This window comes from Lactobacillus sp. OTU4228, from assembly GCF_001006945.1.
In the GTDB taxonomy this organism is placed as follows: Bacteria; Bacillota; Bacilli; order Lactobacillales; family Lactobacillaceae; genus Lactobacillus; species Lactobacillus amylovorus.
In genome coordinates this window covers 135,323-156,034 of sequence record NZ_CDLD01000014.1, presented here as the reverse complement: position 1 = coordinate 156,034, position 20,712 = coordinate 135,323, and the positions used below count along the sequence as shown (strand labels likewise).

The 20,712-nt window shown below is 38.6% G+C and carries 18 protein-coding genes and 1 pseudogene; 5 read left to right on the top strand and 14 right to left on the bottom strand.

The features are described from left to right. Window positions 1-12: 12 nt before the first annotated feature. Window positions 13-231: a YjzD family protein gene (locus BN1206_RS04320; RefSeq protein ID WP_013437762.1), complete on the top strand. Its 219-nt coding sequence runs from the start codon at window positions 13-15 to the stop codon at window positions 229-231. A 61-nt stretch (window positions 232-292) separates the two neighbouring features. On the opposite strand, the gene BN1206_RS04315 is transcribed toward BN1206_RS04320, so the two are convergent. From BN1206_RS04315 to uvrC, 8 genes are all read right to left on the bottom strand, one after another. Further along, a complete protein-coding gene (locus BN1206_RS04315) occupies window positions 293-1,849 on the bottom strand; it encodes a bifunctional metallophosphatase/5'-nucleotidase (protein ID WP_046432508.1) in 1,557 nt (518 codons plus the stop codon). A gap of 59 nt (window positions 1,850-1,908) precedes the next feature. Then, window positions 1,909-2,097 (bottom strand): 50S ribosomal protein L32, encoded by a 189-nt coding sequence (gene rpmF / locus BN1206_RS04310; protein ID WP_013437760.1) that lies wholly within the window; start codon window positions 2,095-2,097, stop codon window positions 1,909-1,911. A gap of 100 nt (window positions 2,098-2,197) precedes the next feature. Next, on the bottom strand, window positions 2,198-2,449 hold the full coding sequence (locus tag BN1206_RS04305; protein ID WP_013437759.1) for a lipopolysaccharide assembly protein LapA domain-containing protein: 252 nt from the start codon (window positions 2,447-2,449) through the stop codon (window positions 2,198-2,200). Window positions 2,450-2,454: 5 nt separating this feature from the next. Further along, a complete protein-coding gene (locus tag BN1206_RS04300) occupies window positions 2,455-3,249 on the bottom strand; it encodes an SDR family NAD(P)-dependent oxidoreductase (RefSeq protein WP_013437758.1) in 795 nt (264 codons plus the stop codon). Beyond that, complete coding sequence (rnz, locus tag BN1206_RS04295; protein ID WP_013437757.1) at window positions 3,249-4,184, bottom strand: ribonuclease Z; 936 nt, start codon at window positions 4,182-4,184, stop codon at window positions 3,249-3,251. The genes BN1206_RS04300 and rnz overlap by 1 nt, the downstream gene beginning before the upstream one ends. An 18-nt stretch (window positions 4,185-4,202) precedes the next feature. Continuing rightward, window positions 4,203-6,122: an acyltransferase family protein gene (locus tag BN1206_RS04290; RefSeq protein WP_082104746.1), complete on the bottom strand. Its 1,920-nt coding sequence runs from the start codon at window positions 6,120-6,122 to the stop codon at window positions 4,203-4,205. Between the two features lie 20 nt (window positions 6,123-6,142). Beyond that, a complete protein-coding gene (obgE, locus tag BN1206_RS04285; protein ID WP_013641818.1) occupies window positions 6,143-7,447 on the bottom strand; it encodes a GTPase ObgE in 1,305 nt (434 codons plus the stop codon). Window positions 7,448-7,525: 78 nt separating this feature from the next. Further along, entirely contained in the window at window positions 7,526-9,328 is a 1,803-nt protein-coding gene (gene uvrC, locus BN1206_RS04280; protein WP_052542947.1) for an excinuclease ABC subunit UvrC, read from the bottom strand. A 137-nt stretch (window positions 9,329-9,465) separates the two neighbouring features. Here uvrC and BN1206_RS04275 point away from each other — a divergent pair, with 137 nt between their 5' ends. Beyond that, window positions 9,466-10,080: a DedA family protein gene (locus tag BN1206_RS04275; protein ID WP_013437753.1), complete on the top strand. Its 615-nt coding sequence runs from the start codon at window positions 9,466-9,468 to the stop codon at window positions 10,078-10,080. Window positions 10,081-10,183: 103 nt separating this feature from the next. Continuing rightward, window positions 10,184-11,569 carry an APC family permease gene (locus tag BN1206_RS04270; RefSeq protein ID WP_013437752.1) on the top strand — a complete coding sequence of 462 codons (1,386 nt, stop codon included), beginning with the start codon at window positions 10,184-10,186 and terminating at the stop codon, window positions 11,567-11,569. Window positions 11,570-11,616: 47 nt separating this feature from the next. On the opposite strand, the gene BN1206_RS04265 is transcribed toward BN1206_RS04270, so the two are convergent. From BN1206_RS04265 to coaBC, 4 genes and pseudogenes are all read right to left on the bottom strand, one after another. Further along, window positions 11,617-12,582 carry a 2-hydroxyacid dehydrogenase family protein gene (locus tag BN1206_RS04265; RefSeq protein WP_013641816.1) on the bottom strand — a complete coding sequence of 322 codons (966 nt, stop codon included), beginning with the start codon at window positions 12,580-12,582 and terminating at the stop codon, window positions 11,617-11,619. 24 nt (window positions 12,583-12,606) lie between these two features. After that, window positions 12,607-13,416, bottom strand: a complete 810-nt coding sequence (yidA, locus tag BN1206_RS04260) for a sugar-phosphatase (RefSeq protein WP_013437750.1) — start codon at window positions 13,414-13,416, stop codon at window positions 12,607-12,609. A 46-nt stretch (window positions 13,417-13,462) separates the two neighbouring features. Next, a pseudogene (locus BN1206_RS10320) lies at window positions 13,463-14,258 on the bottom strand (aldo/keto reductase family protein). A 386-nt stretch (window positions 14,259-14,644) separates the two neighbouring features. Beyond that, on the bottom strand, window positions 14,645-15,841 hold the full coding sequence (coaBC, locus tag BN1206_RS04250; protein WP_013437749.1) for a bifunctional phosphopantothenoylcysteine decarboxylase/phosphopantothenate--cysteine ligase CoaBC: 1,197 nt from the start codon (window positions 15,839-15,841) through the stop codon (window positions 14,645-14,647). 95 nt (window positions 15,842-15,936) lie between these two features. Between coaBC and BN1206_RS04245 the strand changes: the two genes are divergently transcribed. Then, window positions 15,937-16,194, top strand: coding sequence for a hypothetical protein (locus BN1206_RS04245; protein WP_013437748.1), 258 nt, complete (start codon window positions 15,937-15,939; stop codon window positions 16,192-16,194). Window positions 16,195-16,299: 105 nt separating this feature from the next. Further along, window positions 16,300-17,484 (top strand): aminotransferase class I/II-fold pyridoxal phosphate-dependent enzyme, encoded by a 1,185-nt coding sequence (locus BN1206_RS04240; RefSeq protein ID WP_014565781.1) that lies wholly within the window; start codon window positions 16,300-16,302, stop codon window positions 17,482-17,484. A gap of 59 nt (window positions 17,485-17,543) precedes the next feature. Here the strand turns inward: BN1206_RS04240 and aspS are convergent, their stop codons facing one another. Together aspS and hisS are read right to left on the bottom strand one after the other, a co-directional pair. Continuing rightward, on the bottom strand, window positions 17,544-19,397 hold the full coding sequence (gene aspS, locus BN1206_RS04235) for an aspartate--tRNA ligase (protein ID WP_052542946.1): 1,854 nt from the start codon (window positions 19,395-19,397) through the stop codon (window positions 17,544-17,546). Between the two features lie 2 nt (window positions 19,398-19,399). Further along, window positions 19,400-20,686, bottom strand: a complete 1,287-nt coding sequence (hisS, locus tag BN1206_RS04230) for a histidine--tRNA ligase (protein WP_013641813.1) — start codon at window positions 20,684-20,686, stop codon at window positions 19,400-19,402. Between the last annotated feature and the right edge of the window lie 26 nt (window positions 20,687-20,712).

Genomic DNA, 20,712 nt, shown 5'->3' with positions numbered 1-20,712 from the left:
GAAGGAATTAATATGGGTCGATATATCGTTACAATCGTATGGAGCGTAATCTACATGCTTGTTGTAGGCTTTATTGCTGGTCCTTTAACCCAAAGTGCTTCATTTAACGTAACCGACATGAGAAACTGTGTCATTGTTGGCGTTATCTTTGGTATTCTTTTCTCAGCAATTATTGCAACCATTACTGCTCACACAAAAAAAGATAATAGTAAGTACAGCAAGTTAAAATAATTTATTAATTAAACAAAAATACACGTGAGAATCATTTATCTCACGTGTATTTTTTTGTCTTTTAATAGAACTTGTAATTCTTCTTAGTGTCTACTTGAACATCGCCATGAGTTAAGTATTCGCTAAACATTTGCACGTAATCCTTATCAAGGGTTATTTCAATCTTATCCATGCTGTATTCCGGATAGAAGCCGCCGCCCATTGCACGGTAGTTGTTTACGGCCAAGTGATAAATCTGATCATCTTCAATTGGCTTGCCATGCAAAGTCAATTTAGTTAAGCGTTCACCTTCCGGCTTAGATAAATCGGCTTCATATTCGACAGGATAAAAGACATCAAAGTGATAAAGCATTGGCTTAGGTTTAATCCAGCGATCGATAAAAGTAATCTTGCCATCTTTATCCTTCTTCAAAAATCCTGCACTATGCTCAATAATATGACGCAGCTCTTTACCAGTTAATTTCACTCTGCATAATTGGTTAGCATATGGGTAGTTAAGTAAAATATCTCTCATCGTAACCGTCTTATCAAAGCCTTTAGCAGTCTCACTCATTACGGCAGTAGCTGAAACGTCTGCTTTGGTAAACCACAATTGCATCTGTTGAATCAAATTAATGAATGGTGCGCCTTCAATTCTGCCCTTCATCGCATTTTCAATTCGAGCAGGCTTGTTTAAGTGAGCAATAGGTTGATCGAGCCATTCTTGCGTTCTCTTATCCAAATCAGCTACTTTTTCTACTACTGCTGGATCTGGATCATAATCGTTGGTGTCAATCAACTTGGTAGTCATATTAGTAATCTTCTTAGTTTGATCATCAATATGCAAAACTACTTCTGCTACTGCTTCGCCGCGGTAACCTGGTTGCACGATTGCAGTATCTTTAGTTACCACATTCAAACGACGGTGTTGGTGACCAGTTAAAAAGACATCTACTTCTGGAATCTCGGTTAAAATCTTGTAACCCTCATTTTCACCACGATGAGGTTCCGTGGCCTTGCCTGTTACTGGGTCACTTTCAAAACCGCCGTGATACATTACAGCCAAGACATCAACTTGAGGACGCAAAATTTTAGCATAATGCTTAATCTTTTCATAGGCGGAGGCAAACTTTAAGCCGGCAACATTTTTAGCTGGTTCCCAATGTGGAATATATTGCGTGGTAATCCCTAGAATACCAATCTTAAGTCCATTCTTTTCGATGATGACATATTCCTTGCCAAAGAATGGCACGTTGGTTTCAGCATCCAAAATATTGTCATTGATGATAGGTGCCTTATTTTGATCAACATAGTAGCTTAAATAATCAAGACCAAAGTTGAAGTCATGGTTACCAAGACAGCGTGCATCATAGCCAACTGCGTTGTATGCTTCGGTAAACTTCAACAAATCGTTATAATCACCCGTTGAATGGGTGTAAGAAGCTAATGGAGAACCTTGCAGGCAATCACCAGCATCTGTTACTACAACATGATCTGCACCGTATTTTTCCTTCTCTGACTTAATTACAGAGCTTACTCGGCTTAAGCTGATGGGTGCATCATAGTCGGTTTTATTATGGTAATCAGTTGGCAATAAAAAGCCATGCGTATCACTTGAGTGCAAAAATACTAATTTCATTGTTCTAAATCCTTTTCTTAGGCATAAAAAAAGACACCATCATTACAGGTGTCTTTTAATTAGTTATTGCCGTTATCGTTGCTGTTAACAACTTGACGACCCTTGTAATAACCTTTTGGTGAAACACGGTGGCTTAAGCGGTATTCACCAGTAGTTGCATCATAGTGCATTGCTGGAACACTCAACTTAATGTGACCACGACGTGAACGTTTCTTTTGTTTAGAAGTATGTCTTGCAGGAACTGCCATTTAATTGATCTCCTTTATTGTAGTCTTAAGCTTCAGGACTGAGCGCCCTGAATTACTCACGTGATTCAATGATACTATTCAATTAAGAATAAATCAAGATCTATTCAGTTTTCTTCTTGTTTTTATTCAAAAAAGCAACCTTGTTTTGTGCTTTATGCTCTTGGCTATCGCGTCCGAAAAACCAGGCAATAATCATTCCGATGATCACCATCACTACTAACACCACAATCAAGGGCAATCTAACCTTGAAAAAGCCAAAGTTAATAGCAACTGGTGAAGTATTAAGCACCACGAAAATTACTGCAATTAGGGCAACGACTGAGCCAATAATTAAGTTTCTTTGTTTTTCCATCGCCACTACTTCCTAGAAGCAAATCTCAAGGAAAGTTCATCACCGATGACTGGGAACAAGTTGTAAAGTTTAGCTAATACTGCCAAGCTAAGTGGTACATTAAGCTCACGCTTGTCACTGCCAAAGAAGTGAACCACTTGCCAAGCAACATCGTCTGGATCAAGCATAAACTCCTGAACGTTTTTGACGTAATTGCCAGACTTATCAGCAATGTTAAAGAAGTTAGTGTAAACAGGACCAGGGTTAACGGTCATTACCTTGACGCCAAATGGTTTAAGTTCTAGGCGCAATACATTTGAAAATTGAATGACTGCAGCCTTAGATGCGCTGTAAGCAGCTGATTTAGTAGTTGGCACCTTACCAGCGATTGAACCAAAGTTAATAATTTGACCAGTCTTTTGTTCCATCATGACACGGCCAACAAGTCTAGTGAAGTACATTAAGCCTAAGATGTTTACTTGGAACATGTTGGTTACGTCTTGCATCTTTTGTTCCATAAATTCTTCGAATTTACCAAAACCGGCACAGTTGACTAAGAAATCAATATGCTTTACTTGCTTGGTAATTTCATCAAAGGTCTTTTCAATATCATCAGGCTTACCCATATCTGTTGGGAAGACATAAGCTTCAGCACCTGATAATTCTCTAGCTTCTGCCGCAATTTCTTCCAGACGATCTTTTCTTCTGGCAATCAAAATGACAGTAGCACCACGGCCAGCACTTTCAAGAGCAATTGAACGACCAATGCCACTAGAAGCACCTGTAATAATAACAACTTTATTTCTTAGTGAATCTTTCATTATTCTGCGCCTTTCATCGGAATTTCAATACGATCAAAGTCATTTACCAAAACTGTATTTGGAAATACCTTCTTAGCTTGATTCTCTAATTTCTTAGCTTTTGCTCCCATATAACGAGCAGATATATGGTTCAAACACAACTTCTTAACATTTTCTTGTTTAGCAATTTTAGCTGCCTGAACAGAAGTTGAGTGGTAATAATTGCGAGCCATTTTGCTTTCGTCTCCAGCAAAAGTTGATTCATGAACTAAAACATCCGCATCTTTTGCTAAACGAGCAATGCTTGGCGTTGAGCGGGTATCGTAAATAATCGTGACGATGCGGCCAGGCTTTTCTGGTCCCAAGAAATCTTTTCCATTTAAGACGGTCCCATCAGCCAAGGTCACTTGCTCGCCTCGTTTTAGTTGACCAAGAATTGGCCCGTTAGGGATATTATACTTTGCTAATTTATCAATTAAAAGTTCACCTGGATGAGTAGCCTCAACTACTCTAAAACCAAAGCTTGGAATACGGTGATCTAGTCTGTCCGTATAAACGCGAAAGCCCTTGTCTTCACAAATTAATCCTGGTTCAGATAATTCAACAAACTTAATGGGATAAGAAACTTTGGTTCTTGATATTTGTAAAGACGTACGCACAAATTGCTCAATTCCAGCCGGACCATAAATCGTTAATGGTCCAACATCCCCTTGAAAAGAACGGGTTGATAGCAATCCTGGCAAGCCAAAAATATGATCGCCATGGTTATGTGAGATAAAAATTTTAGTGATTTTGCGTAGTCTAATATTTGTTCTTAAAATTTGATGCTGAGTAGCCTCCCCTACATCAAACAGCCAGATCCCGTTAAGTTCATCTAGTAGCTTTAACGCTACACAAGAAACATTGCGCTGCTTGGATGGCTGCCCTGCACCTGTTCCTAAAAATTGTAATTCCATGAAAATCCTATTTCTATCTTAAAATTTTGAATGTTTAACAATTGTTTTGGTAATAAACGCACTATAATATTTCGATCCTTTTATATTAGGGTGCGTGTGATCACCATAAAACCAATCTGGATGATTCTTCGAATATGAATACCAATCAATTATTATAAGATTATGATACCGTTTTGCACCTTGTCTTAGCAAATCATTCACCGGTTTTTGCCAATCTCTAGTTGGTACATGAACATTAATCCAGAAAACTTTTCTCTTAGGCCCAACTTGATGCATGATTCGATCTAAGTCATCCATCGAGAATGGTCCATTTGTGCCTAAACCAATCAATACGTTATCGGCTAAAACTCCCTGCTTTTGATAACTGTCAAGTAGGCCAAATGCAACATCTAATTGTCTAGAAACAGCCGCATCAACTAAGGCCTTAGGCATTAATTTCTTTAAGTTGTCACTTGAACCGGCCATGACAGAGTCGCCGATTGCAGTAACTTGAATTTTTTGTGCTAACTGCAAATCAAGCTGCGAAATACCATATTTAACATATGATTTATTAACTGGGTGCTTTTTAGCATCTTTTTCCGCTTGTCTAATGATTTTCGACTTATCTTCTTTTTTTTGCTTTTGCTTTTTTAACTTCTTGATCAGCTTAGCATTGTCGCTCTTTTGCTCTTTGGTATTCTTTTGAATTCTTTGAGCAAGTTGAGTCTTATTAAAATCTTCTGCCTTTGCTCTAGGTGAAACAGCAATAGCAATGCTACCTAAAATCAAAATAAATGCTGCAAAAACTGCTTGCGTCTTTTTGATGTAATCCTTAGTCTCTAAATCCAAAATTCGAGCAAAGTAGGCCTTGGTTTTACTCCACGTAATCTTGCCCATTGGCTTTTCAATTAAGCGGTAAGTAATTTCACTTACTAGCAAAATCAAGATGATTTCAATCACATGGTACAGTACCGGATGATCACCAATATTAGTAAATTTATCTTCAAAAAAGATCATGATTGGAAATTGGTAAAGATAAATCCCATAGCTTCTTGAACCAATCCAATCGAAAATGACATTAGTCATAATTCTATTCCAGTGACTGCCTGGATGCGCAATTACTCCGGCAAACACGCAGACAATCAAAGTAAACAAAAGCATCCCACCACAATAAGCAAATGCCTGTTGCGGATTCATTGCCTTTGAGAAGAACATGACCAGCATCAAAATAAAGGAAACTAGTCCAACCAAATCAAGTATTCGTGTATCCTTTTTGGTCACATTAGGATTCAGCTGCTCTATTGGCCAAATAACTGCTAATGCGGCCCCTAAACCTAATGGGAAGAACCGCGTATCCGTTCCATAATAGATACGGTTAATGTCAGCTTTCATTAAATATAGAACCAGCATTTCAATTGCAGATGCTAATGAAAGTCCAATCAAAATCCCAAAAATATTCTTCTTTTTCTTTACTAGTTTTACCAGTAAGAAAATGACAATCGGCCACAAAATGTAGAATTGCCCTTCTACTGACATCGTCCATAGGTTAATAAAAGGCGATTCATTAGCCGCAAAACGTTCAAAGTAGCTTTGACCATTATGAATTTGCCAAAAATTGTAGACATTCAGTAGGTTAGCCAGGACGATCTGATTCAGCTTAGCTAAAAGATTGCGTTGAAACAGAAAAATATACGCCGCACTGAACCATAAAACCGAAATCAGCTGCGGATAAATCTTCTTTATTCTACTTAAATAAAAGTGTTTATTATCGTAATCTCCCGTTCTGTCATATGAATTAAGTATATGATCCGTGACGAGGTAACCTGAGAGCACGAAAAAAATTGGCACACCCAGATATCCTCCCATAAACGAATTAGAATCAAGGTGATAGAGTATTACTCCGATCACCGCTAATGCTCTAAGTCCAGAATACCCTGTAATAAACCGATTTCTTCTCATAATCTATCTCTACTCACATATTATTGTACAAATTCAAAGACAAACTTGCCGATTGCAACATCGTCTCCGTTAACTGCACCCTTTTCACGCAAGGCATCATCTACGCCTAAACGCTTAAGTCTTCTAGCCAAACGCATGATACCATCTTGGTGATCCAAATTGGTCATTTGTACTAATCTCTCCAATTGCTCTCCCTTAACAACGAATTCATGCTCGCCAACTCTTTCAACAGTAAATTCGTTCTTTTGTGGTGCCTTGTACTTGTATTCCTTAGTATTTTCAACAGTCTTAGGTTCTTCTTGTGCACGTTCTTCTTCGACTTCGGCAACCAAGTTAGCAGTATCGCTCATCAACTTGGATACGCCTTGGTGCGTTACACTAGAAATTTCATAAACTGGTTCGTCATTACCTTCTTTTTGCAAAGCTTCCTTAAATTCCTTGAGCTTGTCTTCTGCACTTGGAATATCCATTTGTGAAGCGACAATTAATTCACGCTTCTTAGACAAATCAGTTTCATAATTTTGCAATTCCTTTCTGATGGTGTGATAGTCGTCAATTGCTTTGCGACCATTATTAGGATCCATTGATACTAAGTGCAAAATTACTTTAGTTCTTTCAACGTGGCGCAAGAATTGAATACCTAAACCCACACCTTGGCTAGCACCTTCAATTAAACCAGGCAAGTCAGCCATAGAGAAGTCACGACCATCAGGTAAAATTACCATCCCTAAGTTTGGAGTCAAAGTAGTAAATTGGTAAGCTGCAATCTTTGGCTTAGCTTTAGTTGTTACTGACAAAAGCGTAGATTTACCAACTGATGGGAAACCAACTAAACCTACATCAGCTAGTAACTTAAGTTCTAGGCGTAAAACGCGGTCTTCACCTGGTTCACCGTTTTCGGCAATTTCAGGTGCCGTATTAACACTAGTAGCGAAGTGAATATTACCACGACCGCCACGGCCACCGTGAGCTACAACTAATTCTTGTCCTTTTTCTACTAAATCACCGATTAATTCACCGGTATTAAAATCATAAACTGTTGTCCCAACAGGCACCTTTAAATAAAGGTCTTTAGCAGCTCTACCATATTGAGACTTGATGCGACCATTTTCGCCATTGTCCGCCTTAAATTTACGACGGTAGCGAAAATCCATCAATGTACGCAAACCGCTGTCAGCAACAAAAATAATGCTGCCGCCGCGACCACCGTCGCCGCCAGCTGGTCCGCCATTTGGAACGTACTTTTCGTGGCGGAAAGCCACCATGCCATCGCCGCCTTTTCCGGCTTGTACTTCAATTTTAGTCTGATCAACAAATGTTGGCATGTTTATCTCTTCCTTCCGTCTTAATCTAACTTTTATTACTATACCACACAAACGCGCATTCTTGGGCGTTTTCTAGGTTTACAGCGTCAATTTTATTGTCTGTGCTTGGGTCAAAGTAAGTCCGGCAGCTCGAAGCTCATCAACCGATGCCTCTTTAATCTTCTTTAATGAACCAAAGTTTCTGAGCAGCTTATTTCTACTCTTAGGACCAATGCCTTTAATCGAGTCTAATCGGCTTGATAAAGCATTCTTGGCATGACGTCTTCTATGGAAAGTAATGGCGAAGCGGTGCACTTCATCCTGAATTCTTGTCATTAAGTAAAAACCTTCTGACTTAGGATTAAGCGGGATCAGTTTCAACGGAATACCATTGATCGGATCGCCGAATAACAAGTGGTTTGTTCTGTGCTTATCATCTTTAACCATCCCGGCAACAGGAATATTTAGGTTTAATTCGTTACGCAAAACGTCTTCACAAGCATCTACTTGAATTTGACCACCATCCATCAGGATTAAATCAGGCATTTTTTTATTTTCACGTAAAAGTCGACCATATCGTCTTCTAACAACTTCCCTGGTGTTACGAACTTCATCGCCGCCATTTTGGTGTTCAACTTCACCCTTTAATTTGTACTTTCGGTACGAAGTTTTATCTGGTTCACCATCTTTAAAAACAACTAAGGCCGAAACTGGATCTGCACCTTGAATATGCGAGTGGTCAAAGCTTTCAATAATATGACCATATGGCAAACCTAGAGCATCAAAGATCTCTTTTTGTGCACCCTTAGTTTTACGATTACCTAATTCAAGTAGTCTAAACTTATCATCTAATTTCAACTTGGCATTATCTTTAGCCATATCAAGCAACGCTTTTTTCTGTCCTCTTTGCGGCGTTCTAACTGGAACTTTTAATACTTCCGCCAAAGTATCGTTATCAAGGCCAGTAGGAACTAAGACTTCCTTTGGCAAAACGCGGTTTCTTTGCCCATAAAATTGCACAATAAATGAAGTAAATGCATCTTCTGGATCAGTTGTATCCGTTAAAGGAAACATTCTGGTTTCTCTTCTAAGTAGCTTAGCCTGACGCAAGAAGAAAATCTGTATTGAAATCCAAGATTTATCAACGTAGTAGTTGAAGATATCGCGTTGAGTGTTGTCGTTAGAAATGATTTTCTGCTTTTCAACCGTTTCTTCAATATACTTCAATTGATCTCGAATTTCGGCTGCGCGTTCGAATTCTAACTGCTCAGAAGCCTTTTCCATCTTGACGGTCAAGTCTTGCTTTACTTCTGCAATATCACCATTCAAAAAGCTCTTAATCTTCTTAATTTGCTCGTCATATTCTTTTTGCGGCACCTTTTTAAAGCAGGCCCCTAAACACTGCCCCATATGATAGTAAAGACATGGGCGGCCTTGGTAGCCATGGCAGCGTCTTAATGGATAAACTTTTTGGATAAACTTTAACGTAGCCTGGGCCGCATAAACGTTAGGATATGGGCCAAAGTAATAACCACCATCCTTATGCACGATACTGGTCAGGCGCGTTTGCGGATCATGTTCGCGCGTAATTTCAATGTAAGGATAGCCTGTCCCCTGCTTTAACTGCACGTTGTAATATGGCTGATATTTTTTAATTAAAGTAATTTCTAGTAAAAAAGCTTCCTTATCAGTAGAAACCGTAATAATGTCATAGTCTCGAATTTCACGCACTAATTCAGCACGCCGCCCTACTTGCTTACTCTTAAAGTATGAACGCACTCTATTTTTTAAATTTTTGGATTTACCAACATAAATAACCGTGCCATTGATATCTTTCATTAAGTAGCAGCCCGGTTTTTCTGGTAATAGCTTCAACTTATTCTCAATTAATTGTGTTGCCATTCTATCGCACCCCAATAAAAAATTCGCACTAAATAGTTTAACACAGCTTTTTTAAGAAGATATTAACTTTGCTTATAGAAATAGCTATCTAGACCAAAACTTGCTATATTAAAAGAAAACGCTTAGGAGAAATACCGATGACTAATATAGTTTTTGATTTAATTAACCAATTTGGCTACATGGCCATCAGCTTTTTAATTGCGGTTGAAAATATCTTCCCGCCTATTCCTTCAGAAGTAATCCTTTCATTTGCAGGATTTGCGACGCATCACTCGCAAATGACCGTTTCCTTAGTGATAATCGCCGCCACAATCGGTGCCACTTTAGGAGCAATCATTCTCTATTGGATCGGAACTTTACTGAGTGAGGACCGTCTTGAAAAAGTATTTAATCATAAAATGTTCAAGATGCTTGGTTTCAAAAAGGGTGATGTTAAAAAGGCAATTGCCTGGTTTGATAAATATGGAACAGGCGCAATTTTCTATGGTCGTTGCATCCCCGTTATCAGAAGTTTAATCTCTATTCCAGCAGGTACCGCTCACGTTAAGCTTTCCAAGTTTTTAATTTACACTACTCTTGGTAGTTTGATCTGGAACATCATTTTAGTTTCATTAGGATCCTACATGGGTGAAAATTGGCAAGTCATCGTGAATATCTTTGAAGAATACTCATTGATCATTGCCGTTTTCATCATCATTGCCCTTATCTATGGCTCATTTAAATGGTACAAAACAAAAATAAAGGCTGATTAGACTAAAAGCACTATTTTAATAGTGCTTTTTTGCCCTTCAAGAAATTAAAAATATCATGTAAAATTAATCTATCTTTACATATTACATAGAGGGGAATGTTGCGATGAAATTTCACATATTTAGAAAACAAAGCATTCAAAACTACTTAGGAAAAGATATCAAGTTTTCCAAAACAATGAATGCCCTCGACCTAATGTCACTTGGGGTTGGTGCAGTTATCGGGACTGGGATCTTTATTCTGCCTGGTACGGTAGCTGCTACAGCTGCTGGGCCTGGAGTTAGTTTGTCATTCATGGTCGCAGCAATCGTGTGCGCCTTTGCCGGAATGTGTTATGCCGAGTTTGCTTCCGCAATTCCAGTTGCTGGTAGTGCTTATTCATACGGTAACATCGTTTACGGCGAGTTCACCGGTTGGATCATTGGTTGGGCCTTAATCTTGGAATACATGCTATCTGTGGCTACCGTTGCCGCAGGTTGGTCATCATACTTTAGTTCATTTATTAGTCCGTTTGGCTTAAAAATTCCTAAGGCCGTTTCAGGGCCAATGAATTTGTCACATGGCGTTTACTTTGACCTTGTTTCTGTTTTAATAATTTTGATTATTAGTATCCTGCTGTCACGTGGAATGAAAAATTCCATCAAGATTAACGTTGTTGCGGTTTTCATTAAGATTGCGATTATTTTGATCTTCATCTTTGTGGGGATGCAATTTATTAAGTCAAGCAATTATCACCCATTCTTGCCATACCACGCTTCTGGTGTGATTAAAGGTGCAACTACCGTTTTCTTTGCTTTCTTAGGCTTTGACGTTGTTTCTTCATCAGCTGCCGAAGTTAAGAATCCTAAGAAGAATATGCCACTAGGCATTATTGGTACTCTAGCAATTGCGGCTGTCCTTTACTTTGGCGTTTCCATTGTCTTGACAGGAATGGTTAAATACACCAAGTTAAACGTAGCTAATCCGGTTGCTTTTGCCTTACAATATGTCCACCAAGACTGGGTAGCCGAATTATTATCATTTGGTGCCATGCTAGGAATGGCAACCATGATGCTCACGATGATCTATTCAAGTTCGCGTTTAATTTACGCCATGGCTAGAGATGGTCTTTTACCAGCAACTTTCAGTAAGCTTGATAAAAAGCACCATTCTCCTCAAAATGCCTTAGTTGCAGTAACAATTATTATTGCCTTAGGTGCGGCATTCTTCTCAGTAGATCAATTAGCCAACTTGGTTAACTTTGGCACATTATTTGCCTTCACCTTAGTATCATTTGGTATTTTAAAATTAAGAAAGAGGACAGATATCGTTAACGACGGTTTCAAGGTTCCTGGTTATCCATACCTGCCAATCATTTCTGGCTTAATCTGTATCTTTATGATTTGTCACTTAAGCTCAGAAGTTTACTTAATGGCTGCAATTTGGTTAATCCTTGGGACAGTTATCTACTTCGTTTATGGTTATCGTCACAGTCAACTAGAACATGAATAAAATAAAAAAAGCGGCTTAGCCGCTTTTTTGTTTTACTCTAACTTATTTTAGTTAACTTGGTTAACAGCTTTACCATCTTTGAAGAATGATAAAACATTGTTAGCTGCTTCTTTAGATAAATTGAATCTAGCAACGTGAGTAGCTGAGCCGACGTGTGGAGTCATGATTACGTTATCCATGTCTACCAATTCTTGCTTAGGATGTGGTTCATTTTCAAAGACATCTAAAGCTGCACCTGCAATCTCACCATTCTTTAAAGCGGCAATCAAAGCATCACTATCAACTAGTGAACCGCGAGCTACATTGATCAAATATGCCGTTTCTTTCATTTCTTTAAAGACATCAGCATTAATAATGTGGTAAGTTTCATCAGTTGCTGGAGCATGCAATGATAAAAAGTCGGCTTCCTTAATTAAGGTATCAAAGTCAACGTACTTAGCATTTAATTCTGCTTCTAATTCATTATCAAGTTGGTGACGATTGTGGTAAATAACCTTCATCCCCAATGCCTTAGCAAAACGAGCTACTTGTTGGCCAATTCTGCCCATACCTAAAATAGCTAAAGTCTTGCCTTCAATCGTGTAGCCTTGGTTATCATATTCGTCAGCATCTAAAAATACGCCTTCACGCAAAGCATGGTCATAATAGCGCAAGCGACGAGCTGAAGCCATAATCATGGTTAAAGTCAATTCAGCAGTTGGACGCAATACGCTCTTAGGACAGTTTGAAACAACAATTCCCTTTTCCTTAGCGTATTCCACATCTACATGATCAAAACCTACACCGTAAGTAGAAATTATCTTCAAATTCTTGGCAGCATCAATCATTTCTTTATCAAAAGCCATCTTTGCCACAATGACACCGTCATAATCTGCAATATGATCTAATACCCATTCACGATCATCATGTAAGCGATGGCCTGCTGGACCAACTGTAACATCGCATTCCTTTTCTAAATCAGTAAGCGAATCTTTTCTCAATCCACCCAAAATTAAAATCTTTGCTTTACTCATTATGAAGCCTCTATTCCATATCCTTTATAAAATTTTGTTAATTGCGACCGCCACTCCGTCATGATCACAATCTGCAGTAATTTCATCTGCATGCTTTTTAGTATAGTCCACTGCGTTGCCCATCGCCACACCTAAACCAGCATATTTTAACATTGGCATATCATTTGCTTGATCACCCAAAGCCATCACGTTTTCTGGTTTAACCTTAAGGTAATCACACAGGCGCTTAAGACCAGTTCCTTTATCAACGCCGGCTGCCGTTGCTTCAAAATAAAATGGTTCAGTTTTGGAGAAAACGACGCGATCTTTCATTTGCTCAAAAAGCGGACTGGTAATTTTACTATCCAAATAATCTGGATCATCAATGTACATGCATTTGATAATCGGTATTTGCTTCATTTCTTCTGGTGTACGATATGAGACTTCCAGTTTAACCACCCGCGAGTTATAAATCGTGTAGTGTCCTAAATCACGATTAGAGGTGTAAATTCGATCTAAACTAACGCTATGAAAATGCAGATTCAATTTGCGTGCAATTGCTTCTAGATCAACATAGTCTTCATATCTTAGCCCTTGTTTAAAAATTACTTGGCCACTGGTTGATTCAACTACTGCGCCATTAAAGCTGACTACATATTGGTTATCTTGATTGTTTAAACCTAATTCATCCAAATAACGTTGTGCACCAGATAATGGTCTTCCTGTGCAGATCACTATTTGTTTACCTTGATTTTTGGCATCTAACACTGCCTTTTTAACGGCAGGGGTAATTTCTTTTTTAGAGTTTACTAAAGTACCATCAATATCAATGGCGATTAAATCTATCTTTTTCATTTTTCTTTTTAAAATAAATAAAGCACCGCTTTTTCAGCAATGCTTATTAAACTGACATGGCCTGAGTGTTTTCTTTTAATTTAACTAGTTCGTCCATATCTTCTTTACTAATTTCAAAATCAACACTCAAGTTATCTTTCATTTCACTGACATTGTCACTCTTCGGTAAAACGATACAGCCTAGTTGCAAGTCGAAGGCAAGCATCAATTGTACAGGACTTACGCCATATTTTTTAGCATATTCATTGATCTTACGATCCTTAAGTAAACGTCCGTGAGCAAGTGGTGAATATGCTTCGATTTGAATTCCTAAGTTCTCACAATATTTCATCAAATCTGTTGGCACATGTCCAATATGAACTTCGATCTGGTTAACAGCTGGCTTAATCGTACCATTATTAACAATGTTAGCCACATCTTCTTGCAAGAAATTAGACACACCAATTGATCTAACTTTACCGGCCTTCAAAGTGACGGTCATTGGTTCTATTTACTTCAATCCAAGGCTGCGGTGAGTGAATCAGAAGCATGTCAATGTATTCTAAGCTGAAGCGATCTAAAGCTTTATCAATTGCCTTCTTAGTGCCCTCATAGTCTTTGACAGCAGTTGGCAATTTAGTTGTTAAATATATATCACTACGTTAAACATCGGAATTCCAAATTTCCTTGCCTACGCCATTCTGATTACCATAGTCTCTTGCGGTATCAAAAGCGCGGTAACCAACACTAATGGCCTGACGAACGACTTTTTTTACGTCATCATTATTGATTAGCCAAGTACCTAATTGTATCTGAGGAATCTTTATTCCGTTGTTAAGCGTTAAAGTTTTATCAGAGTACATACTGAACCTGCTGTGAATAGCATACACCAAATATTATTCAAATCCTATACATATACTTATAATTTTTACTTTTTAACAAAATTGTCATTTTAAACAACAGAGCAAAAAACGCGATGAAATAGGCTTTAGCGATATTTCTTTGCAGATTATCAGTCATTTCTTAGACGAGATTTTATATACAAAAAAAGAAAGGGCTGATTTCATAAACCATCAACTCTTTCTCTTCAGTCTCTTAATTCCCGCAACTTATAATACTAGTTTTCTGTACTAAAACAAGCACAATTATCGTATCTTTGCACAATTTTGGTCATTTTTTATATTCATAGTCCTATTGCAATGCTATTTGTATAGATTGTTTGCGTTATGTTACAAAAATGTTACATTAATTATTTATGCATAAAGCTATTCACGTATATCAATAATTTTTTAGCAATTACTTTTTTACTCATCTCAGGCCATTCATCGATCGTGCCATCTTGCTTAAGGATAGTCACCTTATCATTATCATTGCCAAAGACATTTTGCGAAACGTCGTTAGCCACGATCAGATCTGCTCCTTTTTCATGCAGCTTCTTTTCCGCATTCTTTAGCAAATCATTTGTTTCAGCAGCAAAACCAACTACTAATTGCCCTGGATTTTTATGTTTGGCCACTTCACGTAAAATGTCTTTCGTTTTAACTAAAGTTAATTTCAAAGTAGCTTGATTTGCCTGCTTTTTCAATTTATGGTCGGCCACTTTAGCCATCTTCCAATCAGCTACGGCAGCCGCCATAATTAACACATCACTTTTGGTAAATTCATGCTTTACTTTTGTTAACATTTCTTCGCTACTTGCAGTATGATACAATTCAATCTTTTCATCTTGCGGCAAGGCAACTGTAACATTCCCATAAATTAATTTTACTTTTGCGCCCATCTCGGCAGCGGCTTGAGCAATAGAAATTCCCATTTTGCCACTAGAACGATTCCCAATAAAGCGAACTGGATCAATTGCTTCTTCTGTTCCTCCGGCGGTGACGATAATGGTTTTATCTTTTAAGATTTCTTTTTGTTGCAAAAAGTTTTCTACCCAAGCAGAGATTTGTTCTGTCTCAGGCATTCTACCTTTAGCAGCATATCCTTCCGCCAGCATTCCCACCGCTGGCTCCATAATCTGCACTTGATTTTCTTTTAAAAATTGCAAATTGCGTTGAGTAGCAGGATTACTCCACATCTGATCATTCATTGCAGGCACAACCAATTTTGGTGCGCTTGTTGCCAGAATCGTGGTACTAGCGGCATCATCAGCTAGACCATTAGCCATTTTAGCAATAAAGTTAGCCGTTGCTGGAACAACTAAGGCTAAGTCAGTCCAGCGAGCCAAATGAACATGCGGTATGCTAGCTTCATTTTCTTTTTTCCATAGATTATCCAATACTGGATACTTAGTCAATGCGGCCAATGTATTAGAAGTAACCAGACGTTCCGCATTTTTAGTCATTACTACCCGTACTTCATGACCACTTTTTTCAAGATTTCGCACGACTTGCACGGCTTTATACATAGCAATGCCGCCTGTCATATAGACTGCTACTTTTGCCATTATTATTCCTTCTTCTCAAACAAATTTATTTTTATTTTATCATTATTGCTAAAAATAGTAGAATAACGGTTAGGGATAAATTTTTGGAGGATAAAATGAAGCTTATAATAAAATTATCGCTGGTTGCCTTAAGTCTTGCTTCACTAGCTGGCTGTAGCAAGCAGGCACAACCAAAACCACCTAACAAAGAAATTACTACAGTTAAAGTAATTAATCAGCCAGTTTCTTTGAAAAAGAAGAATAGAGTTAAACCACCTACTAGACCTTTGCCGCTACTTCCATGGCAAAAACCAGTTCACGAAAAGAAAGCGATTTATACCAATTCTAATGGTATTTTAAAAGATAATTCTTAGAGGAGTGACATATAGTAACTTCTTTTTTGATTGAGTATAAAAAGGTTGTCATCTTCATTTCTGTACTTTAGAATCTATATTAATACAGAAAGGAACTTTACTTATATGCCAAATTTATCTAGTGATTTAAAATCAATTATCAATACTAACCTTAGTAACTTATCCGCTTCAAAAATTCGTGCATTTGATCAAAAAGTTTCAGGCATCCCTGGCATTATCAAGTTAACTATTGGTGAGCCTGATCTTGCTACACCAGATCATATTAAAAAGGCTGCCATTCGCGACATTAACGATGATGACTCACACTACGCACCACAAGCTGGTAAACCTCAACTACTTAAAGCAATCAGCTGCTACCTTGACCGTTCCATCGGTGTTCATTATGATCCCAAAGATGAAATCTGCGTCACTGTTGGTGCAACCGGTGCTTTAAACGACGTCTTTATGACTTTGCTTAATCCTGGGGACAAGATTATCGTTCCTACTCCAGTTTGGGCACTATACTTCCAGTTGATCAAGATGACTGGTGCTACCCCTATTCAACTTGATACTAAAAAAGACGGTTTCATTTTAACGCCTGAACATTTGCGTCACGTTTTAAACGGTCGCGGCAAGGGAGCAAAGGCAATCATCTTGACCGACCCATCCAACCCGACCGGCCGTGTTTATGCTAAAGAAACTTTGCAACAACTAGCCGAAGTAATTAAAGAATACAAAATCTATTCAATTACTGATGAGATCTACGCTGAACTCGTTTATGGCAATGCGGAACATCATTCATTGTCCGAATATATTCCAGATCGCAATATTTTAATTTCTGGTTTATCTAAAGCATACGCAATGACTGGGTGGCGTTTAGGTTACATCGCTGCTCCTAAGCAAATCATGCAGAGCATTCAAAAAGTTAATGCCTTTTTAGTAACCTCTGTGACTGACAATGTGCAAATGGCTGCCGTTGAGGCATTGAACAATGGTCAAAGTGATCCTGCTGAAGCAAGAGCAATCTATGAAAAGCGGCTGCAATTTATGCAAACCGGCTTGGAAAAGCTTGGTTTTGAAATGGCTACGCCACAAGGTGCCTTTTATATCTTTGCCAAAATTCCTGAAAAATATGGCATCGATGATGAACAATTTGCTTTTGAATTGGCACAAAAGGCTAAAGTTGGCGTAACTCCTGGTCGTTATTTTGGTAAAGGCGGCGAAGGCTACGTAAGACTATCTTATGCATCATCAACTGAACAATTACACGAAAGTTTAAAGCGAATTACCGATTTCGTTAACGATTTATAAAATAAAAGCAAAAAATAGACTTCCTTTTCGGAAGTCTATTTTTTGCTTTTATTTAAAGATTACTTGTCCCAAGTTGAGTTTTCTTCGGCATCTTCTGCAGCCATCTTTTCAAGACGTTCTTCAGTTGCCTTAACACTGTCTTGGTACTTATCTTCAACTTCAATACCTAAGTCAGCTAATTGTTGATCTGCTACTGGAGCTGGAGCGTGCATCATTGGTTCTGAAGCACTAGCGTTCTTAGGGAATGCCAATACGTCACGAATATTATCCTTGTTAGCAAGCATCATAGCAAATCTGTCGAGACCAATTGCAAGACCTGCGTGTGGTGGGAAGCCCATGTCCAAAGCATCCATTAAGTAACCAAATTGTTCGTAAGCACGCTTCTTAGTGAAACCAAGTGCCTTAAACATGTTTTCTTGGATTGAACGCTTGTGGATACGGATTGAACCACCACCCATTTCGTCACCGTTCATAACGATGTCGTAACTACGTGCGTGTGCCTTGTGTGGTTCAGTAGTCAAAAGCTTTACACCTTCATCATCTGGCATGGTGAATGGGTGGTGAGCTGCTACCCAACGGCCAAGACCTTCATCGTATTCGAATAATGGCCAGTCAACAACCCAAACAAAGTCATAAACGCCCTTAGGAATAATACCAGTTTCCTTAGCGAATTCACGACGAAGGTGGTTCAATGAGTCACAAATTACCTTCCACTTGTCAGCAACAAATACTACTAATTCGCCGCCTTCAAGGTCGAATTCCTTCTTCAAAGCTTCCTTGTTGTCATCAGTCAAGAAACGAGCAACAGGACCTGAGAATTCACCATCTTCGTACTTAACCCAAGCTAAACCCTTAGCGTGGAAACGTTTGATGAAGTCAGCCTTCTTGTCAAGCTTCTTACGTGAGTATTCCTTAGCACCGTTCTTAACAGCAATACCCTTAACAAAGCCGCCATCAGCAATTGCACCTGAGAACACCTTGAAGTCGCTGTCCTTAAAGATTGAGCTTAAGTCATGGATAAGCATGCCGTAACGAGTATCAGGCTTGTCACTACCGTACTTGTTCATTGCGTCAGTCCAAGTAATACGCTTAATAGGAGTCTTAAGGTCAATCCCCTTAACATCCTTCATAATCTTCTTCAAAAGACCTTCAGTGTAGCCTTGGATAGTTTCTTCGTCAGCAAATGACATTTCCATATCGATTTGAGTAAATTCTGGTTGACGATCACCACGTAAGTCTTCGTCACGGAAACAACGTGCCAATTGGTAGTACTTATCAAAGCCAGCACCCATCAAAAGTTGCTTGAACAATTGTGGTGATTGTGGAAGTGCGTAGAAGCTACCTGGGTAAATTCTTGAAGGAACTAAGTAGTCACGTGCACCTTCTGGAGATGACTTACCTAAAATTGGAGTTTCAATATCGATAAAGCCGTTTTCGTCAAAGAATTCGTGAGTAGCACGCAAAATCTTTGAACGTAAGATAATAGCTTGTTGAACTTCTGGACGACGAAGATCAAGGTAACGGTACTTTAATCTAGTTTGTTCAGAAATATCAACACCATTCTTAATTTCAAACGGAGGGTTCTTAGCCTTGTTCAAGATGATGATTTCAGTAGCATCAACTTCTACTTGACCAGTCTTCATGTCAGGGTTTACTTCTGAACGCTTAACAACCTTACCCTTAACTTGAAGAACGTATTCGTTACCAAGTGAGTCAGCAATATCCATCAATTCCTTACCGGAATCCTTGTTAACAACGATTTGTACTAAACCTTCACGATCACGCAAATCGATGAAAACCAAGTTACCAAGGTTACGTACACGTTGTACCCAACCATAAAGGTTTACATCTTGGCCAATATATTTTTCAGTAATATTGCCACAATAGTCTGTTCTTTCTTCGATCTTTTCCATTGTTAATCCTCTAAATCCTTCATTACCTTACTCATATCATTGATGTCTTCAAGACTTAAATCAATGGTCTTACCATCAGCTAAACGCTTGATATTCAAAACGCCGTTTTCAAGTTCCTTTTCACCTAAAGTAATTACATACTTAGCATGATCACGGTCAGCCTTCTTGAATTGTGCCTTAAGCTTCTTTTGGTTAACATCAAAATCAGCTTCAAAGCCTTGCTTGCGCAAACTTCTAGTAATTTCAATAGCCTTTTGAGCAGTACCATCACCAATATTAGTGATGAAGAAATCAATGCCTCTATTTTCAAATAAAGCTGGATTCTGCTTTTCCAAAACAAGCATTAATCTTTCTTCACCAATACCGAAACCAACAGCTGGTGTAGCTGGGCCGTTGAATTCTTCAACTAAGTGATCGTAACGACCACCACCCAAAATAGTAGTAGCTGATTCCCAAAGGCTCTTATCTTCAACCATGAATTCAAAGATTACGCCAGTGTAGTAATCAAGACCACGAACCAAGTCATCGTCGATAACATAGTCAATGCCCAATTGATCAAGCATCTTCAAAATTGATTCGAAGTTTTGCTTTGAATCATCATCAAGGAAGTCACGAATCTTAGGAGCATCTGGCAAGAACTTCTTGTCGCGATCATCTTTAGAATCCAAAATACGTAATGGGTTATCACGCAATCTTCTTTGAGAATCTTCAGATAATTCATCCTTAACTGGAGTGAAGTAGTTTACAAGTGCATCGTGGTAATCCTTACGTACTTGTTCATTGCCCAAAGTATTGATGTGAAGTTGATAGTTCTTAACGCCTAATTCAGCAAGCAAATCGTGACCCATCATAATGGTTTGAACATCAGCAAGTGGATTGCTTGAACCGAAGCTTTCTACACCGATTTGGTGGAATTCACGTTGACGACCTGCTTGAGGACGTTCGTATCTAAAAGTAGATTCCATGTAAAATACGTTAAATGGCTTAACTACTTCTGGTGCGTACATCTTGTCTTCAACGTAAGCACGAACTACTCCGGCAGTTCCTTCTGGACGAAGGGCAATATGACGACCACCCTTATCATTGAAGTCGTACATTTGCTTTTCTACGATTTCAGAACTATCACCGCTTGAACGTGAGAAAATTTCGTAGTTTTCAAAACTTGGCGTACGAATTTCACGGTAGTTGGCACGGTTGAAGAAATTCCTTGCAGTTTCTTCGACCTTTTGCCATGAACCGGATTGTTCAGGCAAAATATCGACTGTACCTTTTGGTTTTTGTACTCTCATTTAATCATCCTTTTTTATTTTGATAA

What these genes read in the sequence shown, in the direction of transcription:
- coaBC (WP_013437749.1), bottom strand. Translation starts at nt 15,841, where the DNA reads ATGGCAAAAGTAGCAGTCTATATGACAGGCGGCATTGCTATGTATAAA.
- BN1206_RS04245 (WP_013437748.1), top strand. Translation starts at nt 15,937, where the DNA reads ATGAAGCTTATAATAAAATTATCGCTGGTTGCCTTAAGTCTTGCTTCA.
- BN1206_RS04300 (WP_013437758.1), bottom strand. Translation starts at nt 3,249, where the DNA reads ATGAAAGATTCACTAAGAAATAAAGTTGTTATTATTACAGGTGCTTCT.
- aspS (WP_052542946.1), bottom strand. Translation starts at nt 19,397, where the DNA reads ATGGAAAAGATCGAAGAAAGAACAGACTATTGTGGCAATATTACTGAA.
- yidA (WP_013437750.1), bottom strand. Translation starts at nt 13,416, where the DNA reads ATGAAAAAGATAGATTTAATCGCCATTGATATTGATGGTACTTTAGTA.
- uvrC (WP_052542947.1), bottom strand. Translation starts at nt 9,328, where the DNA reads ATGGCAACACAATTAATTGAGAATAAGTTGAAGCTATTACCAGAAAAA.
- BN1206_RS04290 (WP_082104746.1), bottom strand. Translation starts at nt 6,122, where the DNA reads ATGAGAAGAAATCGGTTTATTACAGGGTATTCTGGACTTAGAGCATTA.
- rpmF (WP_013437760.1), bottom strand. Translation starts at nt 2,097, where the DNA reads ATGGCAGTTCCTGCAAGACATACTTCTAAACAAAAGAAACGTTCACGT.
- BN1206_RS04240 (WP_014565781.1), top strand. Translation starts at nt 16,300, where the DNA reads ATGCCAAATTTATCTAGTGATTTAAAATCAATTATCAATACTAACCTT.
- BN1206_RS04270 (WP_013437752.1), top strand. Translation starts at nt 10,184, where the DNA reads ATGAAATTTCACATATTTAGAAAACAAAGCATTCAAAACTACTTAGGA.
- BN1206_RS04320 (WP_013437762.1), top strand. Translation starts at nt 13, where the DNA reads ATGGGTCGATATATCGTTACAATCGTATGGAGCGTAATCTACATGCTT.
- BN1206_RS04265 (WP_013641816.1), bottom strand. Translation starts at nt 12,582, where the DNA reads ATGAGTAAAGCAAAGATTTTAATTTTGGGTGGATTGAGAAAAGATTCG.
- BN1206_RS04315 (WP_046432508.1), bottom strand. Translation starts at nt 1,849, where the DNA reads ATGAAATTAGTATTTTTGCACTCAAGTGATACGCATGGCTTTTTATTG.
- BN1206_RS04305 (WP_013437759.1), bottom strand. Translation starts at nt 2,449, where the DNA reads ATGGAAAAACAAAGAAACTTAATTATTGGCTCAGTCGTTGCCCTAATT.
- hisS (WP_013641813.1), bottom strand. Translation starts at nt 20,686, where the DNA reads ATGAGAGTACAAAAACCAAAAGGTACAGTCGATATTTTGCCTGAACAA.
- obgE (WP_013641818.1), bottom strand. Translation starts at nt 7,447, where the DNA reads ATGCCAACATTTGTTGATCAGACTAAAATTGAAGTACAAGCCGGAAAA.
- rnz (WP_013437757.1), bottom strand. Translation starts at nt 4,184, where the DNA reads ATGGAATTACAATTTTTAGGAACAGGTGCAGGGCAGCCATCCAAGCAG.
- BN1206_RS04275 (WP_013437753.1), top strand. Translation starts at nt 9,466, where the DNA reads ATGACTAATATAGTTTTTGATTTAATTAACCAATTTGGCTACATGGCC.